Genomic DNA, 21,907 nt, shown 5'->3' with positions numbered 1-21,907 from the left:
ACACGGTCGGCGCCGGCTGTTCATCGCCGGTGTCGCCCGGTGCACGCTGGGGACCGGTCGCTTGCCGCAGCGTGCGCCCCAGCTCGCGCAGCGTCTCCTTGGATATCGGCGCATGCCCGTCGATGACACCGCCGCCCTGCGGGCCGACGCCCACGGACGTCGATTCGCCGGGGGGAAGGTGCCGCAGTGTGTCGTTGTGCAGCCACCGCAGGCCCTGGACGCGTGAATCCTGGTCGGGCACGGTCCAGTGATACTTACGGTCCTTACCGGGGCCGAGATCGGTCATCTCCGACAGGAGACGACGATGCACCGAGTAGCTCGGGGCTTCCGGGCCATCGCCGACCCGAACCGAGAGGAAATCCGGGGCTGCCGGGTCGGCGGTGCCGTGCAGCTGTTCGCCTTCCCGCACGGTCAGCAGTCGGCCGCCGCGGTCCACGATGCTCAACCGATCCGAGGGCGCCTTGATCGTCGACCGCGGCATGGAATATATCGGCACCGAATCCGGATCGAGCGGTACACCGAACGGCCGTATCGACACCGTCGCCCCGGGCCGGGTCCGGAATCGCAGCAGCGCATACGCCTTGTGCGCCAACGCGCCCCACATCGGCTCGCCGTCGGTATGCGCCACGTGCATCGGGGATCCCGACGAATCGTGCAGCAGGCTCCGGTCGACCCCCACCGACTGCGGCTTGCCGTCGACGAAGAACCGCACCCCGACCGTGCCGTCGGGATATTCGTGGAACATGTCCACGAGCCCCTGCGGATCCTGCTCGGCGAGGTCACCCAAGTTCTCCATCATGGCCCGATGGCTCGGCTGGGTTCCGAGCACAATATCGGACCGCCGTGGCGTCGGGCGCGAATTCCTCTGCGAGAACACTGGACCCGCATGCATCGTCATCGCCGAGGGCCCGTGCATGCCCAGCGCCTCCGCAGCATGCGCGGGTATCACCACCGTCGAATTCATGGACTCGAAACTCAGGCCACCGTTGTCGGCAGGACGAATCGGCACCACGCTGGAGACTCCCAGTACGCCCGCGGATTCGCCGGTCTCATACATCAGCAAGGTGGGAGGCTGACCATCGTGATGTTCGAGCGTCCCGGCTCGCACACCGTTCGTCTCCGGGCCCCAGCGGAAAACGCGGATCATTCCGGCATGGATCGGATATCTCGCCCCGGCCGGATCCGAGGCCAACCGGATCGAGTATCGGGTCGCCGAATCACCCGCGGCCGGCACCTGATCCAGCAGCACCTGCTCGTCCGGACCGATCACCAGGGCCCGGCCGTCCACGCCGATCAGCACGGTATTCCCGGTGTGCCGGATCGTGCCGACCTGACCGACCGTCAGGTCGTCGGGCACCGTCGAGCGGAATGTCCGCTGATTCGCGTCGGGATCGTCGCTCGTCCTCTCCTTCCGCTTCTTCTCCGCATCCTCCAACCACTGCTCGTCGCTGAACAGCTCGTGCTCCCGGTCGGTAAAGCCCGAGTCGGTGAAGTAGCCGGGACCACGGCCCGTATCTGCGGGGAAATCTTCAGCGGGCTCGACGATCCGGACGTCTCGCAGCCCACGCGCGGACCCGGCCTTGGCCCAGAACTGCGCAATGCTGTGACGACCCACCGCTATCGGCGAGCGTCTGGACGTGCCCGAAGCCGTCGCTGCCGATCCGCCCGCATCGGGCTCTGCCCGTCGGCGCTTCGCCGGAGGCGCGCCTTCGCCGTCGAACGTCACGGTGACGCGGCCGTCGCCGAAGGTCGCGTGCACCGTCCCGCGCATCGAACGCAGCTGCAGCGTCGTGCCGTCGAGAAATTCGATGCCGCGGTATCTCCACAAGAAATCGCTGAAACCGATCGCATCCGATATCGGCCGGGCCGGGCCGGTAACCCCTCGGTGCGGCAGTGTGTAATGCCCGGTGCCGTCGCCCTCGGGGACGAACGGTCGGGCGGGTGGGGTCTCGTCCAAGGTCTGGGGTAGCGATACGGCGTGACTGCTCGGTGAGGGTGTAGTGGTGCCGGCGCTCGCGGCAGCGGTATCGGGTCCGTACAGTCCGTGCACGCCGGGGCCGCTGATCCGGATGCGGCCGAACTTCGGCAGGTGCCGGAGGGGGACGGCGACGATGCCCTCGTGGGGGGTGGTGTTGTCCGGCGGGTCGATGCGGTCCGGGTCGGGAACCCACGTCGTGTCTCCCGGGGCCATGCGCATCTTGGTGCCGGTGGACGCCGAGGTCCAGAACCGCTCTCCCTCGGCGGTTCGCCAGTGCCTGCCGTAGGTCGGAGAGAACCATTCCGAGGTGCCGTCCGGGGACCGGCGGCTGCGGGTGCCGTCCTCGTCTACGGTGTACACCGACCGGTCGGGGGACTGGAGGTACTCGATGCCGTCCTCCGGGGCGGGGTTGTTGCTGTCATGGCTGGCGTGCGGGTCTCGGAGTACGAGCCCGACCGGTCGTCCCTTGTCGTCTCGTTCGACCCTGAGGAACTCGTAGGCGTGTTGGCCGACCAAACCGGGCACCGCGGTCCAGTTTTCGTCGTCCGATCCGAAGGGGTACGTCGCAATGGTGACCGTGGTGCCGCGCTCCGGGCGCAGTGCCCAGTCGATGCGTTCGGCGGTCGCCTGCTCGAGTAATTCGTAGCCGACCGGGAACACCCGGTGCCGGGGCGGTCCGTTGTAGGCAGCACGGTGGTATTCGGCCAGGATGTGCTTCTCGGTGGGCCATTCGTCCGGGAACTGCTCGTCGAGGTATTTGCGGAAGCCTTCCGGCGAGCGGAGATCGTCGGTCTCCAGGAACCGGTTGTACGCGATGGTGCGCTCGGCCTCGTTGGCGTCGCGAATATCGGGATGGTCATCGGGGTCGTCCGGATGCGCGGCTACGAAGGCGTCCCATTTGATATCGCGCCGAGCCTCGATCTCCCGCTCGAGGTCCTCGACGTACCCGGAGACATGGTCCGCGAATGCGGGGTCACCGCGGACCGCCGAGATCAGTTGCCGCAGCGTGTCGGTGTCGAAACGGAACGGGTGCAGGAAGTCCTTGTCTTCGACGACCCGGCTGGGCTGTGTCAGCGCTCCGCCGTCGGCGCGGTGGAAACCCTTGTCGAGGTAGGGCTGGGCATTGAACTTGTCGAGTCCCGCATAGCCGTCGATCCCGCCGAGGCGTTGCGCGAAGGCCTTCTCGACCACGCTGGGCCACAAGGCCTCTCCGGGTTCGTGAGCCGCGAAATGCGCGCTCTCAGTGCCCTCGGTGACATAGAGTTCGTCCAGTTTGACCAGCTCCCAGACGAATTTGTTATCGATGACCAATCGGACGCTGGCCCAGCCGTTTTCGTGGTCGTGCAGCAGTTCGCGGATCAGCTGTTGGCCGCGGTCGGCTTTCGCCTGGAGCAGGGCGATCAGGTCGCAATCGCCGGTGCGGCCCTGACGCGCGTCTCGTGACCGCGGGTCGTGCGGGAACAGCTGCCCGCCGCGCCGCTCGACCAGCCTCGGCATGTCGGGCAGGACCTGGCGGGGAATGTTGTGGGCGAGCCAGCGGTCGTCACCGGGGTACTTGATCGACAGGCCCTGAGGCCGGGGCACAGCCACGAGGTCGGTTCCGTACGGTATCGATCCGATGCCGAAGATCCGGATTTCTCCCGGTACGTCCAAGGTGAGGGTGCCGTGATCGCCGCCTGTGCCGGGCTGGAACGCGAATCCGGGCACCATATCCACCGGAAGGACGGCGCCCTGTCCGTTCGGGCCCGCGCCCGGCAGGAGGAAGTAGGGGCGGCCCACTGCCGGGGCGAACAGGTCGGCCTCCACGTCGCCGCGGGCGGGTAGCAGCAGCACGTGCCCGGCATGGTTGACGATGGTGAGGGCGGACCCGCCGTCGGGGTGCTCGATGCGGTCGGCCGTGACCGGCACCGCGATCGGTTCCCGGCGGATTTTCGTCCGCTGTTCGGCCCACGTGGGTGGCCGGAGTCCGGAGTCGTCGAAATGGGTTCGTGGCGGGCGTTCGGTCGTGGGGCCGGGCCAGTCGGAGCCGAGGATGTCCCGCATGTGCTCGCCGAAGTAGGTTTCGTCGCCCTCCGGTTCGAGAGGGCCGGTGGTTCGTTGCCGGGTGAAGCCCGCGCTTGTCCGAATGGGCCTTTCGGAGGGGAGATCGTATGCGGCGCGTGCGGCGCGGCCGATGAGGGTGATGCTGACGAACTTCGGCAGGTGCTCGAAATCGATCGCGATGACGCCGCCCCGGCGCGGGATGGTGATGTCCGGTGGCGGGTCGGTCCGGGTGGGGTCGGGTGACCAGTCGGTATCGTTTCGCCGTTTCCGCTCTTTGGTGGTGCCGTCGGCGGAGGTTCGGTATTCGGTCCCGTCGGCTGTCCGCCAGTATCGCTGGCCGTTGGGGAATCGTTCGTGCAGTGCTCCGTCCGGGGTTTTGCGGTATGTCTTCGCGCCGCGGGTGATGCCGTATTCGGTTCTGTCCGGGTCGATGCGGTAGTTGGTGCCGTCTTTGCGAATGCCGTACACGGTTCCGTCGGAGGCGGTGCGGTGCATACCGTCCGAATCGGCGATGTAGTCGACCGTGCCGCGGGGCTGGGGGTCATAGCGGTATTCGATGCCGGGAATCGGGACGGGGTAGGCCCCGTTGTGGTCCCATGGATTCTCTGCCAGGACCCTGACCGGCTTACCGGCGTCGTCGTATTCGATTCCGCGGACCGGGTAGGAATGGCTGCCGACCAGTCCCGGAACCTCGGTCGCGTTTTCGATGCCTTCCCCGAACGAGGGCGTATCGAGTATCACCGTGGTGTCGCGTTCATGGGCGTAGCGGATCAGCTCGCTGACCGCCTCGGCGATGACACCCCGGTAGGCGGGAGGGAGCGAGCGGTGCTCGGCCTTGCCATCGAACACTGCCGAGTAATAGTTCGCGAGAGTGGTTTTCTCCGATTCCCATTGTTGCGGGAACTGCTCGTCCAGGTGCATTCGGAAACCGAGGAGCTCCTCGGTCCTGCCATAATCGCGCCAGGCGTTGTCGAAGGCGGCTGGGTCGCCCTGATGGATAGTCAAGAGGCGCTGCCAGGTCGAATCCCACACGGCCTGACGGGCGGACACGTACTCATGGAAGGTGTCGGCGACTCTGCTGGAGAACTCGGGGTCGCCGCCCACCAGGTCGTGCAGTGTGTCGGCGTCGAAACGGAGCGGGTTCAGGAAGAAGTTGGCGTCGACACTGTGGACGGGCTGCCGCCGCCAGCCTCCGGCCGCCTTGTAGAAGCCCTTGTCGAGGCGTTTGCCCGTCATGCGGGACGAGCCGCCCTTCTCGAAGATGCGGTGGCCGTTGCCTTCGCCGAATTCGAGTGCCCAGGCATTCACGAGCATGGTGGGCCAGAGGGGGTCCCCGGGTTCGTGTCCGACGAAATGTCCGCGGGTAGTGCCGGGAGTTTCGAAGACGTGGTGGGACAGCACGCGCCGCCATTTCGGCACCAGGACGCGCCGCCCGTTCCGCTTGACTTCCACGTGGAAGCGGATGGCGCCGGTTCCGTCGCCGTAATCGTGGACGACCTCGTCGATCGCCTGTGGAGCGCGTGCGGCCCGATCCTTGAGGAGGCCGACCAGGAAGCAATTACCGGCTTGATTCTGTCGCGCGTCCTGCGATCGTGCTCCGCCCGGCCCGAATATCGGGTCGCCGGACCGATCGACGAGTTCCGGCAGTTCGGGGATGACACTGGTAGGCGCATTGACCCGGAACCATCGTGTGTCCAGGTCGGCCTTGATCCAGCGCCACGGTCCGTCGCCGGGCTTCCCGACCAGGGTGGACCCGTACAGGATGTCCAGCGGTACCGGCCCGTTGTCGTTGAGGGCGTAGAACCGCACTCGGCCGCCGGGCAGATTCCAGCTCAATATGCCTGAACGGCGGTCGGTCGGGAAATCGAAGCCACCGGACAGGTCGATGCTGATGCGCAGGTTCTGCCAGCCCGGTTCGACTACTTCGTAGTAGGGGGCACTGTTCTGTGGGCTCCGCCGGATTGCACGTACTGCGCCGGTGGTCGGCAGGTATGTCACGTCGCCGTTGTGGTCGACGAGGGTGAGTACCTCGCCGCCCCAGAACTCGGGGCGTGGGAGTTGGACCGGTACGGCGGGTATCAGTGCCAGTTTCTCTGCGGCCGAGAGGTTTTCGAGGCGCTGGTCTTCGGGCAGCGGGGGAGGTTTCTCGAGCCCGTGCTCGTCGTACTCGATCTCGGTCTCGTCGGAACGTGTTGGTGAACTTTCGGCCGAGCTGGAAGGCTGTGTTTTCCTCGGCCGCCGCAACAGGTGCTCTTCGGCTTTTTGCAGCTGCTTCAGTAGGTGTTCGCCGAAGTAGGTGTCGTGGGTGCCGGGCTCGAACGCGGTCGCCGACCCGGTGTCGGCGGCTTGTGCTCGCACCACCGTCACCTGCGCCACGTCCAGTGCCGCGTGTTCGGATCGCAGGTGGTCCCAGAAATCTTCGATGGTGTGGCGGGCCGTGCCGGCGAGTTGTGTGTGTACATCGGGCTGCCCGGTGTGGCGGGCGACGCGCTGCTGCGTCTCGGCGGGTTGCCGGTGATCATCGTTATGCAGATCGACGTGCTGGTCGGTGAATGTGGCACGGATTTCCCCGGCCGGGGTCTGCAGATACAACTTCGTCCCGGCAGGGTATTCGGCGTCGAACGAGTTCGCGAGGAACTCGTTGATCCCGAATCTGACGCCTGCACGGGTAATGCTGCCGTCCGATATTGCGATAATGCGGCCATCCGGGCGGGTGATCCGGGGAGTTGCCGGGCTGCGGCGTGGTTGAGGATTCGGTGCCCGCGGGTTGTCGTGGTCGCCCCGGCGCGCGCCGATCAGGTCCCGCCCGTTGCCGATGGTGGCCCGCGGTGCAGGGGTGTCGTGTCCGGGCGCGGGGGCGCGGGTGGTGTGGCTGGTGTAGATGCGGGGAGCCGGACCACTGGCGGGGTGGACGCCGCTGCCGTCGGAGACGACCGGATCGGCGCCGGGGGCGAGGGGGGTGAGCAGACGGCGCTCGATGCCCATTTCCACCGTGGCTTCGGGGGTGATATTGGCGTCGGCGTAGGCGAAGGCGGCGTGGAAAGCGAAGGAGAGGCCGGGGTATGCGGTGGAGAGGTTGCCGGTGGTGTCGCCGCTGCGGAGGGCGCGGATTTCCTCGTCGAATGCGGCGTCACGTTCTCGCGCGATGTGGTCCCGGGAGCGCTCGGCCCGGGCGCTTTCGGCGCTGAGTGCGGCGGGGTCGATCACGCCGTGGTCGTCGCTGAACACGGTCTCGGTGAAGAACCGATAGCTGCGCGCGTTCTCGCTGGCCTCTGCGGCATCGAGGTATCCGGTGGTGATGAGCGGACGGTATTCGTCGCGGTGCCGTTCGAGAAAATCGGCGATGGCATGGCCCAGCTGGCGTCGCTGCCCGGCGGGGATGGTGATTCCCGGGGTGGCGTTCCTTTCGAGGAAGTCGAGGAATTCCTTTCTCTGGACGGTTTGTGACGGTTCGGTGCTCAGTTCGATGGTGCCGTTGTGGGCGGGAGTGACGACGGGTTGGTGCGGGACTGCGATTCGGGTGTAGCTGGGGAGTGTGTTGTTGCGGATGTGGACGGCGAGGTTTTCGGCGGTCGTCTCGGTAATGGGTCCGGAGGTGTCGGGTGTGGGGCGGACGATGACGACGTCGGTGATCGGTCGATCGGTGTCGGCGAGGTAGGTGCGGATGTAGTTCAGGGCTGCGGTGCCGTGGAGGGTGGGTTCGTCCTCGTAGATGGCTGGTTCTGCGTCGGTGCGGTATCGGAGCTGTGGGGTGAGTCCGTGGTTGCGGGTGACGGTGAGTCGGAGCGTTTCGTCGTCGCGGCCCAGGTAGATGTGGGTGCCGGGTGGGTAGCCGCCGGTGCGGTCCGGTTCGAGGGTGAGTGCGAGAGTCGGGTCGGCGAGGAGCAGACCCGATTGGTCGAGTACGCGTATGTGATGGGGGTTGCCGTCGGGGGCGACGTCGGTGTGTGGTTCGTCGCGGGCGGTCGGTGGTCGGGTGTGGTGGCCGGTGGTCTGTGTGTAGCCGGGTTCGGGAGTGGGTGAGTCGTGGCTGTCGTCGTCGACCGGCCCGGGTCGCTGCGGCTCGGGTTGCCCGGATTCGTTGGGGGCGAGTGTGTTCGAGGCGTCGATCGTGGGTGTGTGGAATCCCGGGTGGTGGATTTGGATCTTGGTGACGTGGTGGGTGTCGCATCGCTGGCGAATCAGGCTCAGGGCGTCCTCGGTGCCCAGGGGCGGGCCGGGCACGTGCACCTCCGGGCCTCCAGTCGGGCGATAGTGGACGGTGAATCGGTTGCCGGGGACCGCGGTCAGCCGCACTCTGGCGTCGTCGGCGTCGACTATGTCGATATGAGTGGTGGGCGGGACGCCGGTGATGGGGGAATCGGTGTGTGATCGGAGGTGTTGCGGGGACACCTCGATTGTCCGGAAGCCTGGTGGGAGATCGAGGTCCGCGTGGCTGGGTTCGGGTTGTTGTCCGGTGTGGGTTACCGCCGTCGATGGTTCGGTGGTGAGTGCAGCGTCATCGATGGCGATGGGGTGAGTGGTGCTGCCGTCGGCGGGAGCCGGGGCCGCCGGTGGGCGCCTGGCCGGGGTGATTTCGTCGAGCAACTGGTACCGGCGGGCTTCGGCGAGGGCTGACACAACGTCCGAACATCCGAGTTTGGCGAATATTCCGTGCCCGTCTCTTACCGCGTTGTTTACCTGAACGACCGTTATTTCCCGGAATTCATCTCGTCGATTGAGTTCGCGAGTAATGAATCTCGGACGTCGGTTATCGGCAGCGTACTCCTCGAGTACGGCTATCTGCAGCTCTGAGAGCTGCGGGCCGGGGATCACTCTCGAGTAGCTTGGACCGTTTTCGCTGAACAGCCCGAGGTGGTAACTGTTGTTGTGGGTGTGTTGCTGTAGGTAGTGGACGGCGGCACGGGGGGTCGGGTTCTTGATGATGGTGTGGGTGGTGTCGCGTTGGAGGACAACAATGTTGGATTCGGTGAATTCGACCGCGGCGAGGAGCGCGAGCGAGACGCCGGGGTATGCCGTAGAACGGGTGTTGGTGGTGCGGTCGTACAGGATTGCCGCGATTTCGTGGCCGAGTGCGACGTCGGCATCGGCGTGGTCGTGGGTGATGTGGTCACGGTATTTGTCGCGGTGGGTGTTGATGTAGTTGGCGACGTCGCGGCGTAGCCTGCGGAATTGCTGGGGGTTGTCCATGCTCAGCGCGTGAGCGACGGCATTGACGGGTGTGCGCGGGGATTTGGTCCAGTGGGTGGGGGCGGGCACGTGGATGGTGATGGTCGGCGTGGTATCGGGGTTTTGGAGACGGGTGAGGAATTGGTGTGTGTAGAGGGTGCGACGCGGGGCGGTGCCGAGTTCGATTTTTCCGGCGTAGTGGATAGTGGCGGTGGTGCCGTCCGAGAGGCGGATCTCTGTGCCGCTCGGCAGGGTGTTGTCGCGGAGTTGCCGAATGACGTCGTCGATGGTGGGGGGACCGGGGCGGGCGGTATCGCGCCGAGCGTCGTCCGGCGCCGGGGCCGCCGGTGGGAGTGTCGGCGCCGCGACGGACGCCGCGGGCGCGACGATCGCGACCTCGTCGAGTAGCTGGTACCGGCGCGCTTCGGCCCGGGCGGACGGAAGGTCGGAATATCCGAGTTTAACGCGTATGCTACTTCCGCCTGCTCTTATGGCGCCGCCTACCCGGGAGGTTGTGATTCCCCGGAATTCGTCGATTTGGTTGAGTCGATCGACGATTTCTCGGGCTGACAGGTCGAAGTCACCGTCCGCCTCGAGGATGGCCTTCTGCAGTCTGGTGAGCTGGGGGCCGGGGATCGGCTTGGTGAAGGCGAGTTTGCGCCGTGTTTGGCCGTGGTGGTAGCTGATGTTGTCGACGTTTTGCCGAAGGTAGTGGACGGGGGTGCCGGGGGTGGCGTTATTGATGATCGTGTGAGTGGTGCCGTGTTGATGGACGAGGATATTGGATTCGGTGTGGTCGATGGCGGCGAGGAGAGCGAGGGGGAGGCCGTGGTTTGCGCTGGACCGGGTTCTGGTGGTGCGGCCTCGGAGGATTGCGTCGATTTCGTGGCCGAGTGCCTGGTCGGCGTCACAGTGGTCGTGGGTGATGTGGTCGCGGTATCTGTCGCGGTGGGTGTTGATGTACTCGGCGACCTCGCGGCGTAGCCGGCGCAAATGCAGGGGATTGTCCATGTCGAGTGCGTGAGCGACGGCTTTGATGGGTGTGTGGTGGAATTTGGTCCAGTGGTCGGGTGTGGGTGTGTGGATCGTGGGGGTGGTGTCGAGATCTTCGAGATAGGGGAGGAATTGGTGGAGGTAGAGGGCCTGCGGGTCGTCGGTGGGGGTGCGGAGTTCGATGGTGCCATCGCGGTGGATGGTGGCGGTGGTGCCGTCGGTGAGATGAATCTCGGTGTCGGTGGGCAGGGTGTTTTTGTTGAGCTGCTGGGTGAGGCTGTCGATTGCGTGTGTGTGGCTCGAGTCGGCGATCCGGATGTCGCCGTTCTCGGTGGCGTGGGCGTCGGTCCGGTCGCCCAGCGGATCGGCATGCTCGATCGGATGTCCGCCGTCGAGTGTGATCAGTGATGCGTAGACCGTCTTCAGTTCCCGGAGGGGCCGCGGCAGATGCGGGTGGAACCTGCCGAGTTCATGGTCTGCGGTGTGGAGAACGCCGTGCCGGTCGCTGACGGCGTAGTACAGGTGGCCGCCGATGTTGTATCGGCCGGAAGGAGTCGTGTAGATCTCGACGGTGACCGCGAGGGCGGGCGCATACGCGCGGAGAAAGCTTTCCAGGCGAGCCTGATCGCCGAATTCGTGGACCGGCGTACCGATGAAACCCACAGTCGCGGAGAAGGTTTCCCCTCCCGGCCCGGTGGACATGGGAACGGTGATATAGCTGCTGCCGACGAGATCGCGGACAGCGGTCAGATTGGTGCGGACGCACTGGTTAGGCGGAGTAACCGGAGAGTGCAGGAGTCCGGGGGTTGGGCTGCCGCCCGGGCGTTCACCGATACCCGCGGGTGCCGGACCCGCAAGATGCTGGAAGGCACTACTGCCATCGGCGGGCCCCGCGACCGGCTGCGCGGTTGTGAGCGATCGAATCGGGCGGTCGTCCTCGCCGACAAGCACTCCTGCCTCGATCATTCTTTCGGCTTGTCGCACCGCTCTTTTGGTCCTGGTTTCCGTAGAGTGCCCGCGAATATCGCGTATTCCGAGTTTACCGACAAGGAGGTAGCTTCTCTGTCCCTTGATGTGCGACTCCGTGACATCCCATCCTCGATCGCGCATGTGATGGGCGATGTCACGGCTGCTGGCGTGACCTTCCTTGAAACTGGTGAGCATCGCCAGATGTTTGTCCGAAATCTTGACGGGTCGCGTGGGTATATCGGGCAGTCGGTGTCTTGTGGTATCCGCTTCATCGAATTTCAGACGTGCTTCGCGGGCCTTTTCGACGGCGTTCTCGTCGGGTATTCGCCACCGGCGTACTTCGAGCCTTGCGGACTGGCGATCGTTGACTCCGAGCCTGCGGTATGCGCTCGGGCTTCCGTCATAGCCCTCGGACAATGCGTCGACGATCGCCGTCATATTATCGGAACTGAGCGCACCGATTTCGTGGAGGTGGCGGGCGATGGCGTCGTTGCCTGTCCAGCCGGCCTCGTAGTATTCGAATACGGTCTTTTGCCTGAGTGCGAGTTTGGGGCCGAAAATTGTTTCGGTGTAGAGGTTGCTGCTGACGGTTTTTCGTGCGTGTCGGTAGGTGTCGCCGCCGAACTCTTGACGGAGGTAATGGACTTTCTGGCCGGGTGCGCGGTTGGTGAGGAGGATGTGCTGAGTCGCGCCCTGCCGGATGACGACGTTACTTCCGGCGTGGCCGATGGCGGCGTGGAACGCGAACGGGAGGCCCGGGTGTGTGGTGGACCGGTTGCCGGTGGTGGTGCCGTTGCGGATAGCCGAGATCTCGTCGCCGATCGCTCGGTAGCGGCGGCGGCTGATGTCTTCGCGGAATTCAGCGGCACGAGCGTTCTCGGCGGCGAGCGCGGCGAGGTTCGTGTGGCGGCCGGGGTCGGTGAGGAACTGCAGGTGTCGCTCGTCTTCCTGGGCCAATGCGGTATCGATCTCGTCATTGGTGATGAGGTGGACCAATTCGTCACGACGGGCCGATAGGAAGACGGCGATCGCTTCGCGTAGTTCCGGCAATTTCTCACTGCTGTTCTTGCCGAGAATGTGGGCGATGGCTTCGACCGGTGTGTGGCGGTGCTGGGTCCAGTTGTCGGGACCGTGTGTGTGGACGGCGACAGGGATGAGATTTCGCGTTCCGTCGGGGGTGCGGAGGTGCTGTGCGAGGAACTCGGCGGGGGTCAGGCTCAGCGTTTCACCGGGGGTCCGGACGTCGACGGTGCTATCGGCGAGGATCGTGGCGGTGGTGTTTCCGGGGAGATCGATCCGGGTGCCCGTGATCAGGGTCGGGTAATGATCGTGGTCGGCGAATCCGGCCGCGCCGAACACGTCGATGCCGCCGGGCGCATCGGGTGCGGGAAGGTGGACGACGGCGGTGGTGATAGTGCGGCCGGGGAAGCCGATATGGCTTCGGATGAGATTCCGGGCAGCATCGCCGTGAAACTCAGGCCCCTCTCCCTCGGCGACATGACCGGCCACCTGGTGGTAGTGGAGGTGCGGCCGCACACCCCCGTCTTCGGTAACAGTCAGCCGCAATGTCACGTGCGGGTCGGTGATATAGAGGACGGTCCCGGGCAGGAAGGCATCGCCCGTCGGTGAGACCGGAAAGTCCCGCAGCACAGCCGGGTTCGGGAACAGCAGTATCCGACCCGGGTCACCGTCGGACCCCGAACCGATTCGCGGCTCGGTACCGGGTGCAATCGGCGATGCGCTGCCACGTTCGGGACCGAGGGGACCCGCGCGTGGTCCGGGGGTGGCCGTGCGGCGGTTCGCGTCGGCCGTGGTTTCGGGTCCGTAGAGGCCGCGTGCGCCGGGGCCGCTGATCCGGAGGGTGTAGAACTTCGGGAGGTGCCGGAGGTCGACGGCGATGTCGATGTCCCGGCGGGGTGTGGTGTGTTCGAGCGGGTCGATGCGGCCGGGGTCGGGAAGCCATGCCGGGTCTTCTCGGGCCTTGCGCCTCTTGGCGCCGTGGAGCGTAGTCCAGAACGTCGTTCCGTCGGCGGTTTCCCAGAACCTGCCGTAGATCGGGGAGTACATTTCCGATGTGCCGTCCGGGGACCTGCGGTAACGAGTGCCGTTTCCGTCGGTGGTGTATACGGATTCGTCCACGGATTCGCGGTATTCGATGCCCTCCGATGGGGTGGGGTATATGGCGTCGTTCTGCGGGTTCCGAAGTAGGAGTCTGACTGGTTTTCCCTTGTCGCGTTCGACCGCGAGGACCCGGTATGCGTGACTGGACTCCAACCCCCGAACCGCGCCGGGGGCATCTCCGAACTTCTTCGTCCCGATTACCACTGTGGTGCCGCGTTCGGGTCGCAGCGCCCAGTCGATGCGGTTGGCGATCGCCTCGGAGGCAAATTCCCGTTCTTCGGGGAACACCCGGAGTTCGGCGGGCCCGCTGTATATCGCACGGTGGTATTCGGCCAGGATAGTCTTCTCTTTCGACCATTTATCCGGAAACTGCTCGTCGAGGTACCGGCGAAAGCTTCGGGGATTCAGTAGGAGCTCGGGATGAACAATTCGTTCATGCGTGGCTTCACGGGTGGCCCTGGTGGCTTCGCGGACGTCGCGCCCGGCTGTGGGGTCGTCTGGAAAGTGGGTGCTCACTGCTTCCCGCGCGGCAGCGGCCAGAGCCTTGGTCTGCTGCTCGCGGGTGTCGATGCGTTCGGTCAGACGGGGGACGAATTCGGTGTCGCCGCCGCCCGCCACTATCAGTTGCCGCAGGGTGTCGGCGTCGAGACGGAATGGGTGCAGGAAGTCTTTTTCATCGATGACCCGGCTGGGCTGCGTCAGCGCGCCGTTGGAGGCGCGGTGGAAACCCTTGTCGAGGTAGGGCTGGGTCTTGAGCCCGCGGAGCCCGTGGTACCCGTCGATGCCGCCGAGGCGTTGCGCGAGAGCTTTCTCGATCACGGTGGGCCACAAAGGTTCTCCGGGTTCATGACGGGCGAAGTGTCCACTCTGGGTGCGCGCCGTCACGTAGAGTTCGTTCAGATTGACCGGCTCCCACTCGAATTCGCCATCGATGACGATCCGCACACTGGCCCAGCCGTTCTTGTGGTCTTGGAGTAGTTCGCGGATCAGCTGTGGGTCGCGGTCCGCCTTCGCATCGAGCACGGCGAACAGGTCGCAGTCGGCGGCGTTGCCCTGGCGTGCGTCTCCTGCTCGCGGGTCGTGCGGGAACAGTTCCCCGTCGGGTCGGTCCAGCGTCGGCATGTCCGGCAGGATCTCGTGGGGGATGTTGTGGGCGAGCCAGGTCGCGGTCCCGGGGTGCTTGATCGACAGGCCCTGGGGCTCGGGCCTTGCGACGAGTTCGGTTCCGTACGACATCGTCCCGACGTCGAATATGCGGATTTCGCCTCGGTCCTCCCAGGTGACGGTGCCGTGGGTGTCGTCGGCGCCGGGGTGGAAAGTGAACTCGGGCACCATGTCCCCGGGAACAACGGCGTCCGGTTTATCCGGGTCCGGGTCCGGCAGGATGTAGGCGGGACGACCGGACGGCAGTACGCCAAGGTTGGCTTTCATGTCGCCACGGGCCGGTAGGAGAACGAGGTCGCCGTCGTGGTTGACGATGGCGAGGGCGGCGCCGCCGTCGGGGTGATCGATGCGGTGGGCGGTGACCGGGACGGCGGGTGGTGTCCGGGGCAGCTTCGTCTGCTGCTCGGCCCAGGTGGGCGGTTGGAGTGCGGTGTCGTCGAATCGGGTCCGCTGCGGGTGCTCGGTGGTGGGTCCGGGCCAGTCCGACCGGAGGATGTCGTCGAGGTGGTCGCCGAAGTAGGTGTCGTCGCCCTCGGGTTCGAAAGATGGTGTGGGCCCGGCCATCGGGGTAGGCAGGCCCATGCCCGGTGGGGCGAGGTCGAGGTTGTCGAGCGCGGTTGTCGCGGGATTGGCCGTCGGTTGCGGTGGCAGTGCGGGTTGCGCGTCGCCGTGCCCGATGTGGGGGGCGAGGAGCTGTTCTTCGACGCGTTGTTGCAGCCTCGGTGTTGTTTCTTCCCGCAGTACCCGTACGGCTTCGTCGACGCGCTGATCGGCTTCTTCGAGGGTGTTCTTTTTGCCTGCGGTGGGGTCGGTTTCGTAGCTGTGGGCGGCTTGGTCGCGTTCGTCGACGGCGTCGAGATACCGGGTGATTTCCCGGATGGCCTGTGCGTCTTCGATCTCCGTGCGGAAGTCCTCCGGTGAGGTGTAATTCCGATAGGATCCGGGCGTGCCGCCGTTGACGCGATCCTCGCCGGACCCGCCGCGGGCGGACCGCCAGATCGCCTGCAGCAGTACGCGTTTCGAGTATGCCGGGCCGCCACTGATGCTGGTGATCACGCCGCCGAGCGCCTTCGCCTCCGCCGTAGGTTTGGGGTTGGTGCCGCGGGCGCCGGATTTGTTGATGAACATGATGCTGCCCGGTTTCCCGAATTTCTTGACCAGGTCGGCGGCCTTGCGTTCGGCGGCGTCCCCGCCGCCGTTCTCCTTGTGCCAGCGGGCGTCGATCGCCGTGTAGTCGAGTTTCACTCCGTCGGCGATCGTCAGGTTGTGTTCCCGCGCATAGTCTTTCATTCGCTGGTCGACGATCGCGTCGACCCAGTCGATTACCCCGCGCTCGGAAAGTTCCTTGTCCCGCCAGTGATTCAGCTCGATCCTGGTCTCCTCGACCATTCGCCCGCCGCCCGGCTTGTCGACCACGGTCTCCACCCGGCGCTCGTCGGCTCCGCGGATCTCGGCGTTGTCGAGCGAAATGTTCCACCACGGCCGGCCCTTCTGCTCGATCCCCACGATCTCGCCGTCCCGCACCGTGAACGAGATTTTCGCGGCGTCTATGGCATCGGTCGCTTGGCCCTTCAGCTTCGCCTCGCGGTTCTTAAACTCCGCCAGGGCTTCCTCGAACAATTTGTTCTGGTAGAACCGCTCGATTTCCGGCACGCCGAAATAGTCGCCCCGCACGTCACGGGACCCGCCCCACGCGTCGTACATGGCGTTTTCCACTTCTTTCGCCGTGCCCGACACGCCCTTCGGGTTCTGCAGGAAGCGGCTGCCGATCCACTGCTTCAACGACATCGTCAGCGAATCGGCCGGGTTGTTGCCGCGCACGGTCACGCCTTCGACGATGTCGAGGTACTGCCCGAGCTCCTGCAGTCGTGTCTCGCTGGCCTTGTCGCGATCCCACGACAGCTTGTCGGTGGTCTTCGCATTGATCAGCATTACCTTGTCGTGTTCACGGGAGGTGATGAAGTCGGAGCCGCGGTGCAGCCCCCACCTGGCCAGCGCGAACTGCGCGTAATGCCGGGCGTCGGCGTGTACGGCATCCCGGTCGCCGATCACCGCAGCCAGTTTGTCGGCCGCCTCGTCGCTCATACGCGAATGCCAGAGCCCTCGCGTATTTTCCGGCCTGCCGAAGTCCTTGTCGGTCAGTCCGTGTTCGAGCATCGCGAGCCGGAAATTCTCGTACACATCGCTCAGATGCTGCACGGTCGCCGGGTCTGCGTCTCCGCGCGCACCAGGCGACAAGATGGCTCGGACCACCCCGTCGAAGGCGGTATCGACCTCGTCGAAATTCGCCACCCCCTCCGGCAGCGGCCGGAACCGCCGCGTCACCCCGTGCTCCTCGGCCACCGTGTTCAAACGATCCGTCAGCGCATCCACCTGCGGCTCGGTGCGCAGCCAGTCCCGCAGCTCCGTCACCACGTCGTCGGACGCACCGGCGCGCTTGATCTCGTCCACCATCGCCTGTATTTCGTGCAGCCCGGCGAACAGCACCCCCTCCTTGGTCCCCACCACCAGCAGACTGCGCCCGTCCTCCAAGGCTTTCCAGGCCGACTGCGGGAACGGCTCGTTCTCGCGCAGCTGCACGATATCCACCCCGGAATCCGGGTGGTGTTCCCCCAGATACGTCCGCACCTCGTCGATCATGTCGACCACCAGCGGATCGCTGCTGGTCAAGTTAATCGATACGCCGTGCTCGCGGGCATCGCGGTACCCGGACATGATCATCACCAGGGTCTTGCCCTCCCCGCCCTTCATATCCGCCGGGCCGAACTCGGTCAGCACGTACGCCAGCATCTGCGTCTCCCGCGGCGTGCGGCCCTCCGGATCACGGCGCGTCATCCATTCCGGCATCGCCGCCACCCGCTCCCAAGGAGAACCGTCGCGCACCAGGCGGTCTACCTCGTCGTCGGACGCCCTTCGCCCGACTACCGGGTTCGTCTCACTGGTACGGCGCAATACCTCGTCCCGGAATACGAACCCCGCCTTCTGTACTGCGTCCGCAGCCTCGAGGGCCTTGTGCGAGGCCGCCCGCATCGCCTTCCGCCGGTCCGCGAGCCCCGCCTCGTAGGCGTCTCGGTCCGGTGCCTTCGCGCGTCCCACACTCGCCAGACGATCCTCGATCACCCCCCGCATCACGTTCTTGAAATCCGCTACCGCCTGCGGATACGCCTGCTCCTTCGCCTGCAGATCCCGGTGCAGCTCGTTTACTTGCGACTCCGCCGCAGCGTCGCGCTCACGCCGGTTCAACGCCTCGCCCCAGTCGGCGGCCCGCCGCGCGACCTTCCAATCGAACAGCCACCGTCCCCGCCAACCCGGCACGAGCTCGGCACGTCTGTCTCGCGCCGCAGCCAACTCCTCGGTGTGATTCTTTCCGGCCGTAAGCAGCGCCTCGTGTTCGATCAGCTCGCTCCGCAGGTCACTATGACGCTGTTGAATTTCCCGGCGCAGCTGGTCGAGGTATTCCCGCCGCGGCTCGTTGCCCGCCCGTGCCTGTTCGTACTCGTTCCGGCTGTCCCGCAACGCATTCCCCGCCGCCTCGACCCGCTGCTCCGAGGCCGCGATATTGTCGTCGAGCCTGTCCTTCAGACCTGCGTCGAGTTCCGCCTTCGCCGTCTCGTACCTGTTCCGGGCGTCCTTCACATCGTCGGTTGCCGTACGCAGATGCTCGCGGGCGGTATTCATCTGCTCGTCGGTGGTGGCACGCATGTGCAGCGCGTCCTGTTCGGCGGCAGCGACTCTCGCCTCCGACTCGGCCCGCAGCTCCTCGTAGCGCTCCTGCACCGCACGCTGCACGGCCGCATCGTGCTCGGCCCGCGCGGCATCGTGCTCGGCCCGGGCCGACTCGAGCCGCGCCTCGGCGTCTTCGGTCCTGCTCCGCGCCTCGGCGCGAGTGCCCGGCCGCTCCCGCGCCCGATCATGTTCTGCCGACGCGGATTCGAGTGCTCGACGTCTCTCACGCACCTCGGCCGCAGCGGTGTCCAACCGCTCGCGGGCAGCGATGACACTCGGGTTATCGGATTCGACCTCCGCCCGCAACCGCTCACGGAGCCGCACCTCGTGCCGGTCCATCGGTTCCTCGGCACCAGCCGTCTTACGCTGCGGGTCGGTACGTTGCTGACCACCGGGGGGCTCGGGACGAGGCGTGGTCGTCCCGGCCGGAGCCTCGCGGGAGCCGTCATCGCTTCGCTCGTGGACGGAATGTGTGTCGCTGCCGTCGTGTTCGGGGCCGAGGCCCGCGCGTGGCTCGCGGTCAGGGGTTGTGCCGATCTCGTAGCGGCCGTCGGATGTGTAGCGCAGGTACGCATTCGGCCGATCCTGCGCGAAGAAGTGTTCGGTCGTCCCGGAGCCGTTCGGGTGCTCGACGACGAGGTTCGTCTCGAACGCACTCGCGGCGAGGCGGACGTCCCGGTCCACGACCTCGCGCTGTGGCGTCGCCCGCGTCGTGCCGGAATCCGGCGCCGCCGCTCGGCGCCACTCGTTCATCCGGGTGTCGAATTCCCGGCGCCAGTCCTGTTCGCTGCGCCACCGCGCAGTGTCGATCCGGCCCTGCTGCCGCTCTGTATCGATATCGGTGCGCCGCTGAGTTTCCTGCTGCTGCAAGCGGTTCAGGTGGTCGGTGATTCCTGTGCGCACATGATCGGCACCGGGGAGGTCGAGGATGTGGGCGATGCTAGCGAAGAGCGGATCATCCCCGGCGGGCGCGGGCTCCCAGCGTGTCGGACCGGGTTCCTGCTCGGTGTGCCTGGAGCCCGTCGGCTCGGTGCGCGGTGGCGGATTCGAATCGGGTGTGAACGACTCGGCGCCGCGGCGATGCTCCGGGATTCGCTCGGCGACGTGGTAGTGGCCGTTGGCCTCGTCGACCCGGACGAGAACCGCTTCCGGGGCGTCTCGCGGACCGAAGTACTCCATTCTGCCGTCTTGGGTCACGACCACGAGGCGCCGGTTGAAATGGTCGGCGCCAACCGTATTGAGGAATTCGCCGAGCTCGTTGTTGTAGGTACCGGGCCGGAGCAGGTTCTCGAGTTGCCGGTCGAACTCTCTCGAGCGTTCTTGGTCGTAATGATTCTGAAGGTCGTCCCGTAGCACGACCCAGTCGGCGTGCTCCGGGTCGTCCGGATGGTCGCGGATGGAGATATCGAGATTGGTTATCCCCTCCGACATCTCCCGGAACTGCTCGGACTGGGGGGCGAAAAAGGGGAGCAGTTCCCCCTTGCGCTCTCCCAGGGCCTGGACGATCGGAGCCCGGAGCGTCTCGTGCCCGAACCCGATTCTTCCTTCGGTCACGTGATCCATCGCTGCGAACCAGCAGTCGCCGTCCGCGTCGATGCGATGCAGGCGATACCCGGGCAGCGCGGCCGCCTGCTCCGGTGTCGGGTCGAAGCGATCCTGTGGTTCGAATTCCAGTCTGCTGCGCGGGTTTTCGGTGGGCTGCTCCTCGCGTGACGGGACAAGGGGCGGGGGCTGCTGGAGGTCCGGATGAACCTTCGATGTGATGTGGTCGCCCGGCGGTGGGGTCTGCGTGCGATGCTCGCCGATGGGGCGGGTTGATTCGGTGGTGAGTCGCGTGTGGGAGCCGTCGCCCAGGGACGAGACGGTCGGGCGCTGCGACTGAGGTGCCGATGCCCTGTCGGTGAGAGCGGGCCCGTCGCTTCGCGGAGACGCCACGGACTGCGGGCCGCCCGACATGAGACTGGCGTTCCGGGTGGGCGACTGCGCCTCCGGGCGAGTTCCCGTACCCGATTGGGGTGCAAGCGAATTCGCGGGATCATCGGTGTGCGACACGGGTGGTCGCCACCCGCCGTCCACCGACGACGACCACGACGTCGGCGGCTCCCCGCCCTTCCACTCGTCCGGCCGCGGCGTCGTGCGCTGCGAGCCTGTCTCGGTGGAACCCGTTGGCGAGTTCGGCTGGGACTCGGCTGTGTGGAACGACTGATCCGATTTCGCCGTGTGGAACGACTGACCGGAATCCGCTGTCTGGAAGGACCGATCGGAGTCCGGCGAGGCGATCGAATTGTTCCCGCCGCTTTCGTGATTCGATCCCGTTTCGACATGGGGTTGCGTAGCCGACTGTGGCGCAACCGAATCCGTGGCACCCGCGGTGACCGAGTGCTGAGAGGACGCCGCGTTCGAATCGATCCCGCCGCGCGGGCCGTTGTTCACCGCGGAGCCGCTGTTCGCCGTGGAGCCGTTTTCTCCGCCGACTTCGTTGCGCGCGTTGGTCTGCGGTCCGTGCTGGCTCGTCGTCGAGTTGCGGTCGGAACCGGAATTCACTGGTGGCGTGCCGGATTCGTTGTTCCGCGCCGGAGGCCTGTCCGAGTTCCCGGGCGGTGTCGAACGTGTCTGCACGGCATCGGAATTCGGTCTGGCGCCGTTGTCACGCGCGGAGTTGGTGGAGGATCCGTCGTGATCGAGGACCTTCGGATCGGGCCGGTCGTGGCTGCCGTCGGTGCCCAGCGGTGGTACGGCGTCGCCGTTCATGTAGCCCTTCTCGCCAAGAGCTTTGAACTGCGCGTGGCCCGCCACGCCGTGGATTCCACCGACCAGACCGCCGCCCACGCCGCCGAGAATCGCGGCGGGTTCGAATTCCCACTGGCCGGTGATGGCGCCGTAGGCGACGATGCCCGCGCCGGCGCCAACGACACCGGCGGGTACACCCGCGCCGATCGCGTTGGCTCCCGCCATCCACCACGTCATCTCCTTGGGGACGACCAACTTGCCCCCCAGCAGCTCCTTTCCGCCGAACTTGGTCAGCGCCTGGTTGGTCCACTTGCCCAGCTGCTTTCCGAGGACACTGCCGACCGGGGCGGCCACCACTCCGGAGATTCCGGACACCGCGGTCATGGTGGCCAGCTGTTTGCCGTCGATTCCGTCGCGGTGACCTTTGCCGATCTGGATGGACTGGGCCAGCAGGTCGGTGCCGAAGCCGATCGCCGCCTGCTCCGCCCCGACGATCGCGGCCAGCTTCCACATCGGCAGCTCCGCCATCCATTTGGCGTGCCTGGCCAGGGCGGTCGTCAGGGTGCGGCCGATGCCCTGGATGACACCGACGGCTTCGACCTTCATCGCCGGGATCGCGAACGCGCCCCACATGGTGGCCAGGGCGTATGCGATCTCCGCGGCCAGGATCGCCAGGGTGATGATGATCTGCAGCTTGGCGTACTCGACCTGGGTGCCGCAGTCGCGGCACGATTTACCCAGCTGCTCCAGCTGTCCGGCCAGCTTCTCGATGGACTGATCACCGGTGAAGAACTTGTCGAACTGGTTCTTCATCTTGTCTTCGCCGTCGCCGGAATAGCTCGCGAGCGCGGCATTGCAGGCGGTGTGCAGAGCATCGATGATGTCGTGCACGCCCTTCGACGCGGTCTGCCAGTCGTCGCCGAGGGCGAACATCGCATCTTCGTCGCCCTCGGGCCACTCAGCGCCAGCGAGGTAGCTGAGCCACTGCAGCCCCTCGGGCATCTGGATGCTCAT

The 21,907-nt window shown here is 66.0% G+C and carries 1 protein-coding gene (only partly in view); it reads right to left on the bottom strand.

Features of this window, described 5'->3' with window-relative positions:
* Positions 1 to 21,907, bottom strand: partial view of a C2 family cysteine protease gene (locus NP3_RS05920; RefSeq protein WP_063038574.1) — the beginning only. 27,005 nt of this gene lie to the left of the window's left edge; only the first 21,907 of its 48,912 coding nucleotides appear in the window; it begins with the start codon at positions 21,905 to 21,907; the stop codon falls past the left edge of the window.

Origin of the sequence: Nocardia pseudovaccinii NBRC 100343 (assembly GCF_001613225.1) — a bacterium.
Lineage (GTDB): Bacteria > Actinomycetota > Actinomycetes > Mycobacteriales > Mycobacteriaceae > Nocardia > Nocardia pseudovaccinii.
The sequence above is the reverse complement of the archived record's forward strand: the minus strand, read 5'-3'. Positions and strand labels throughout refer to the sequence as shown.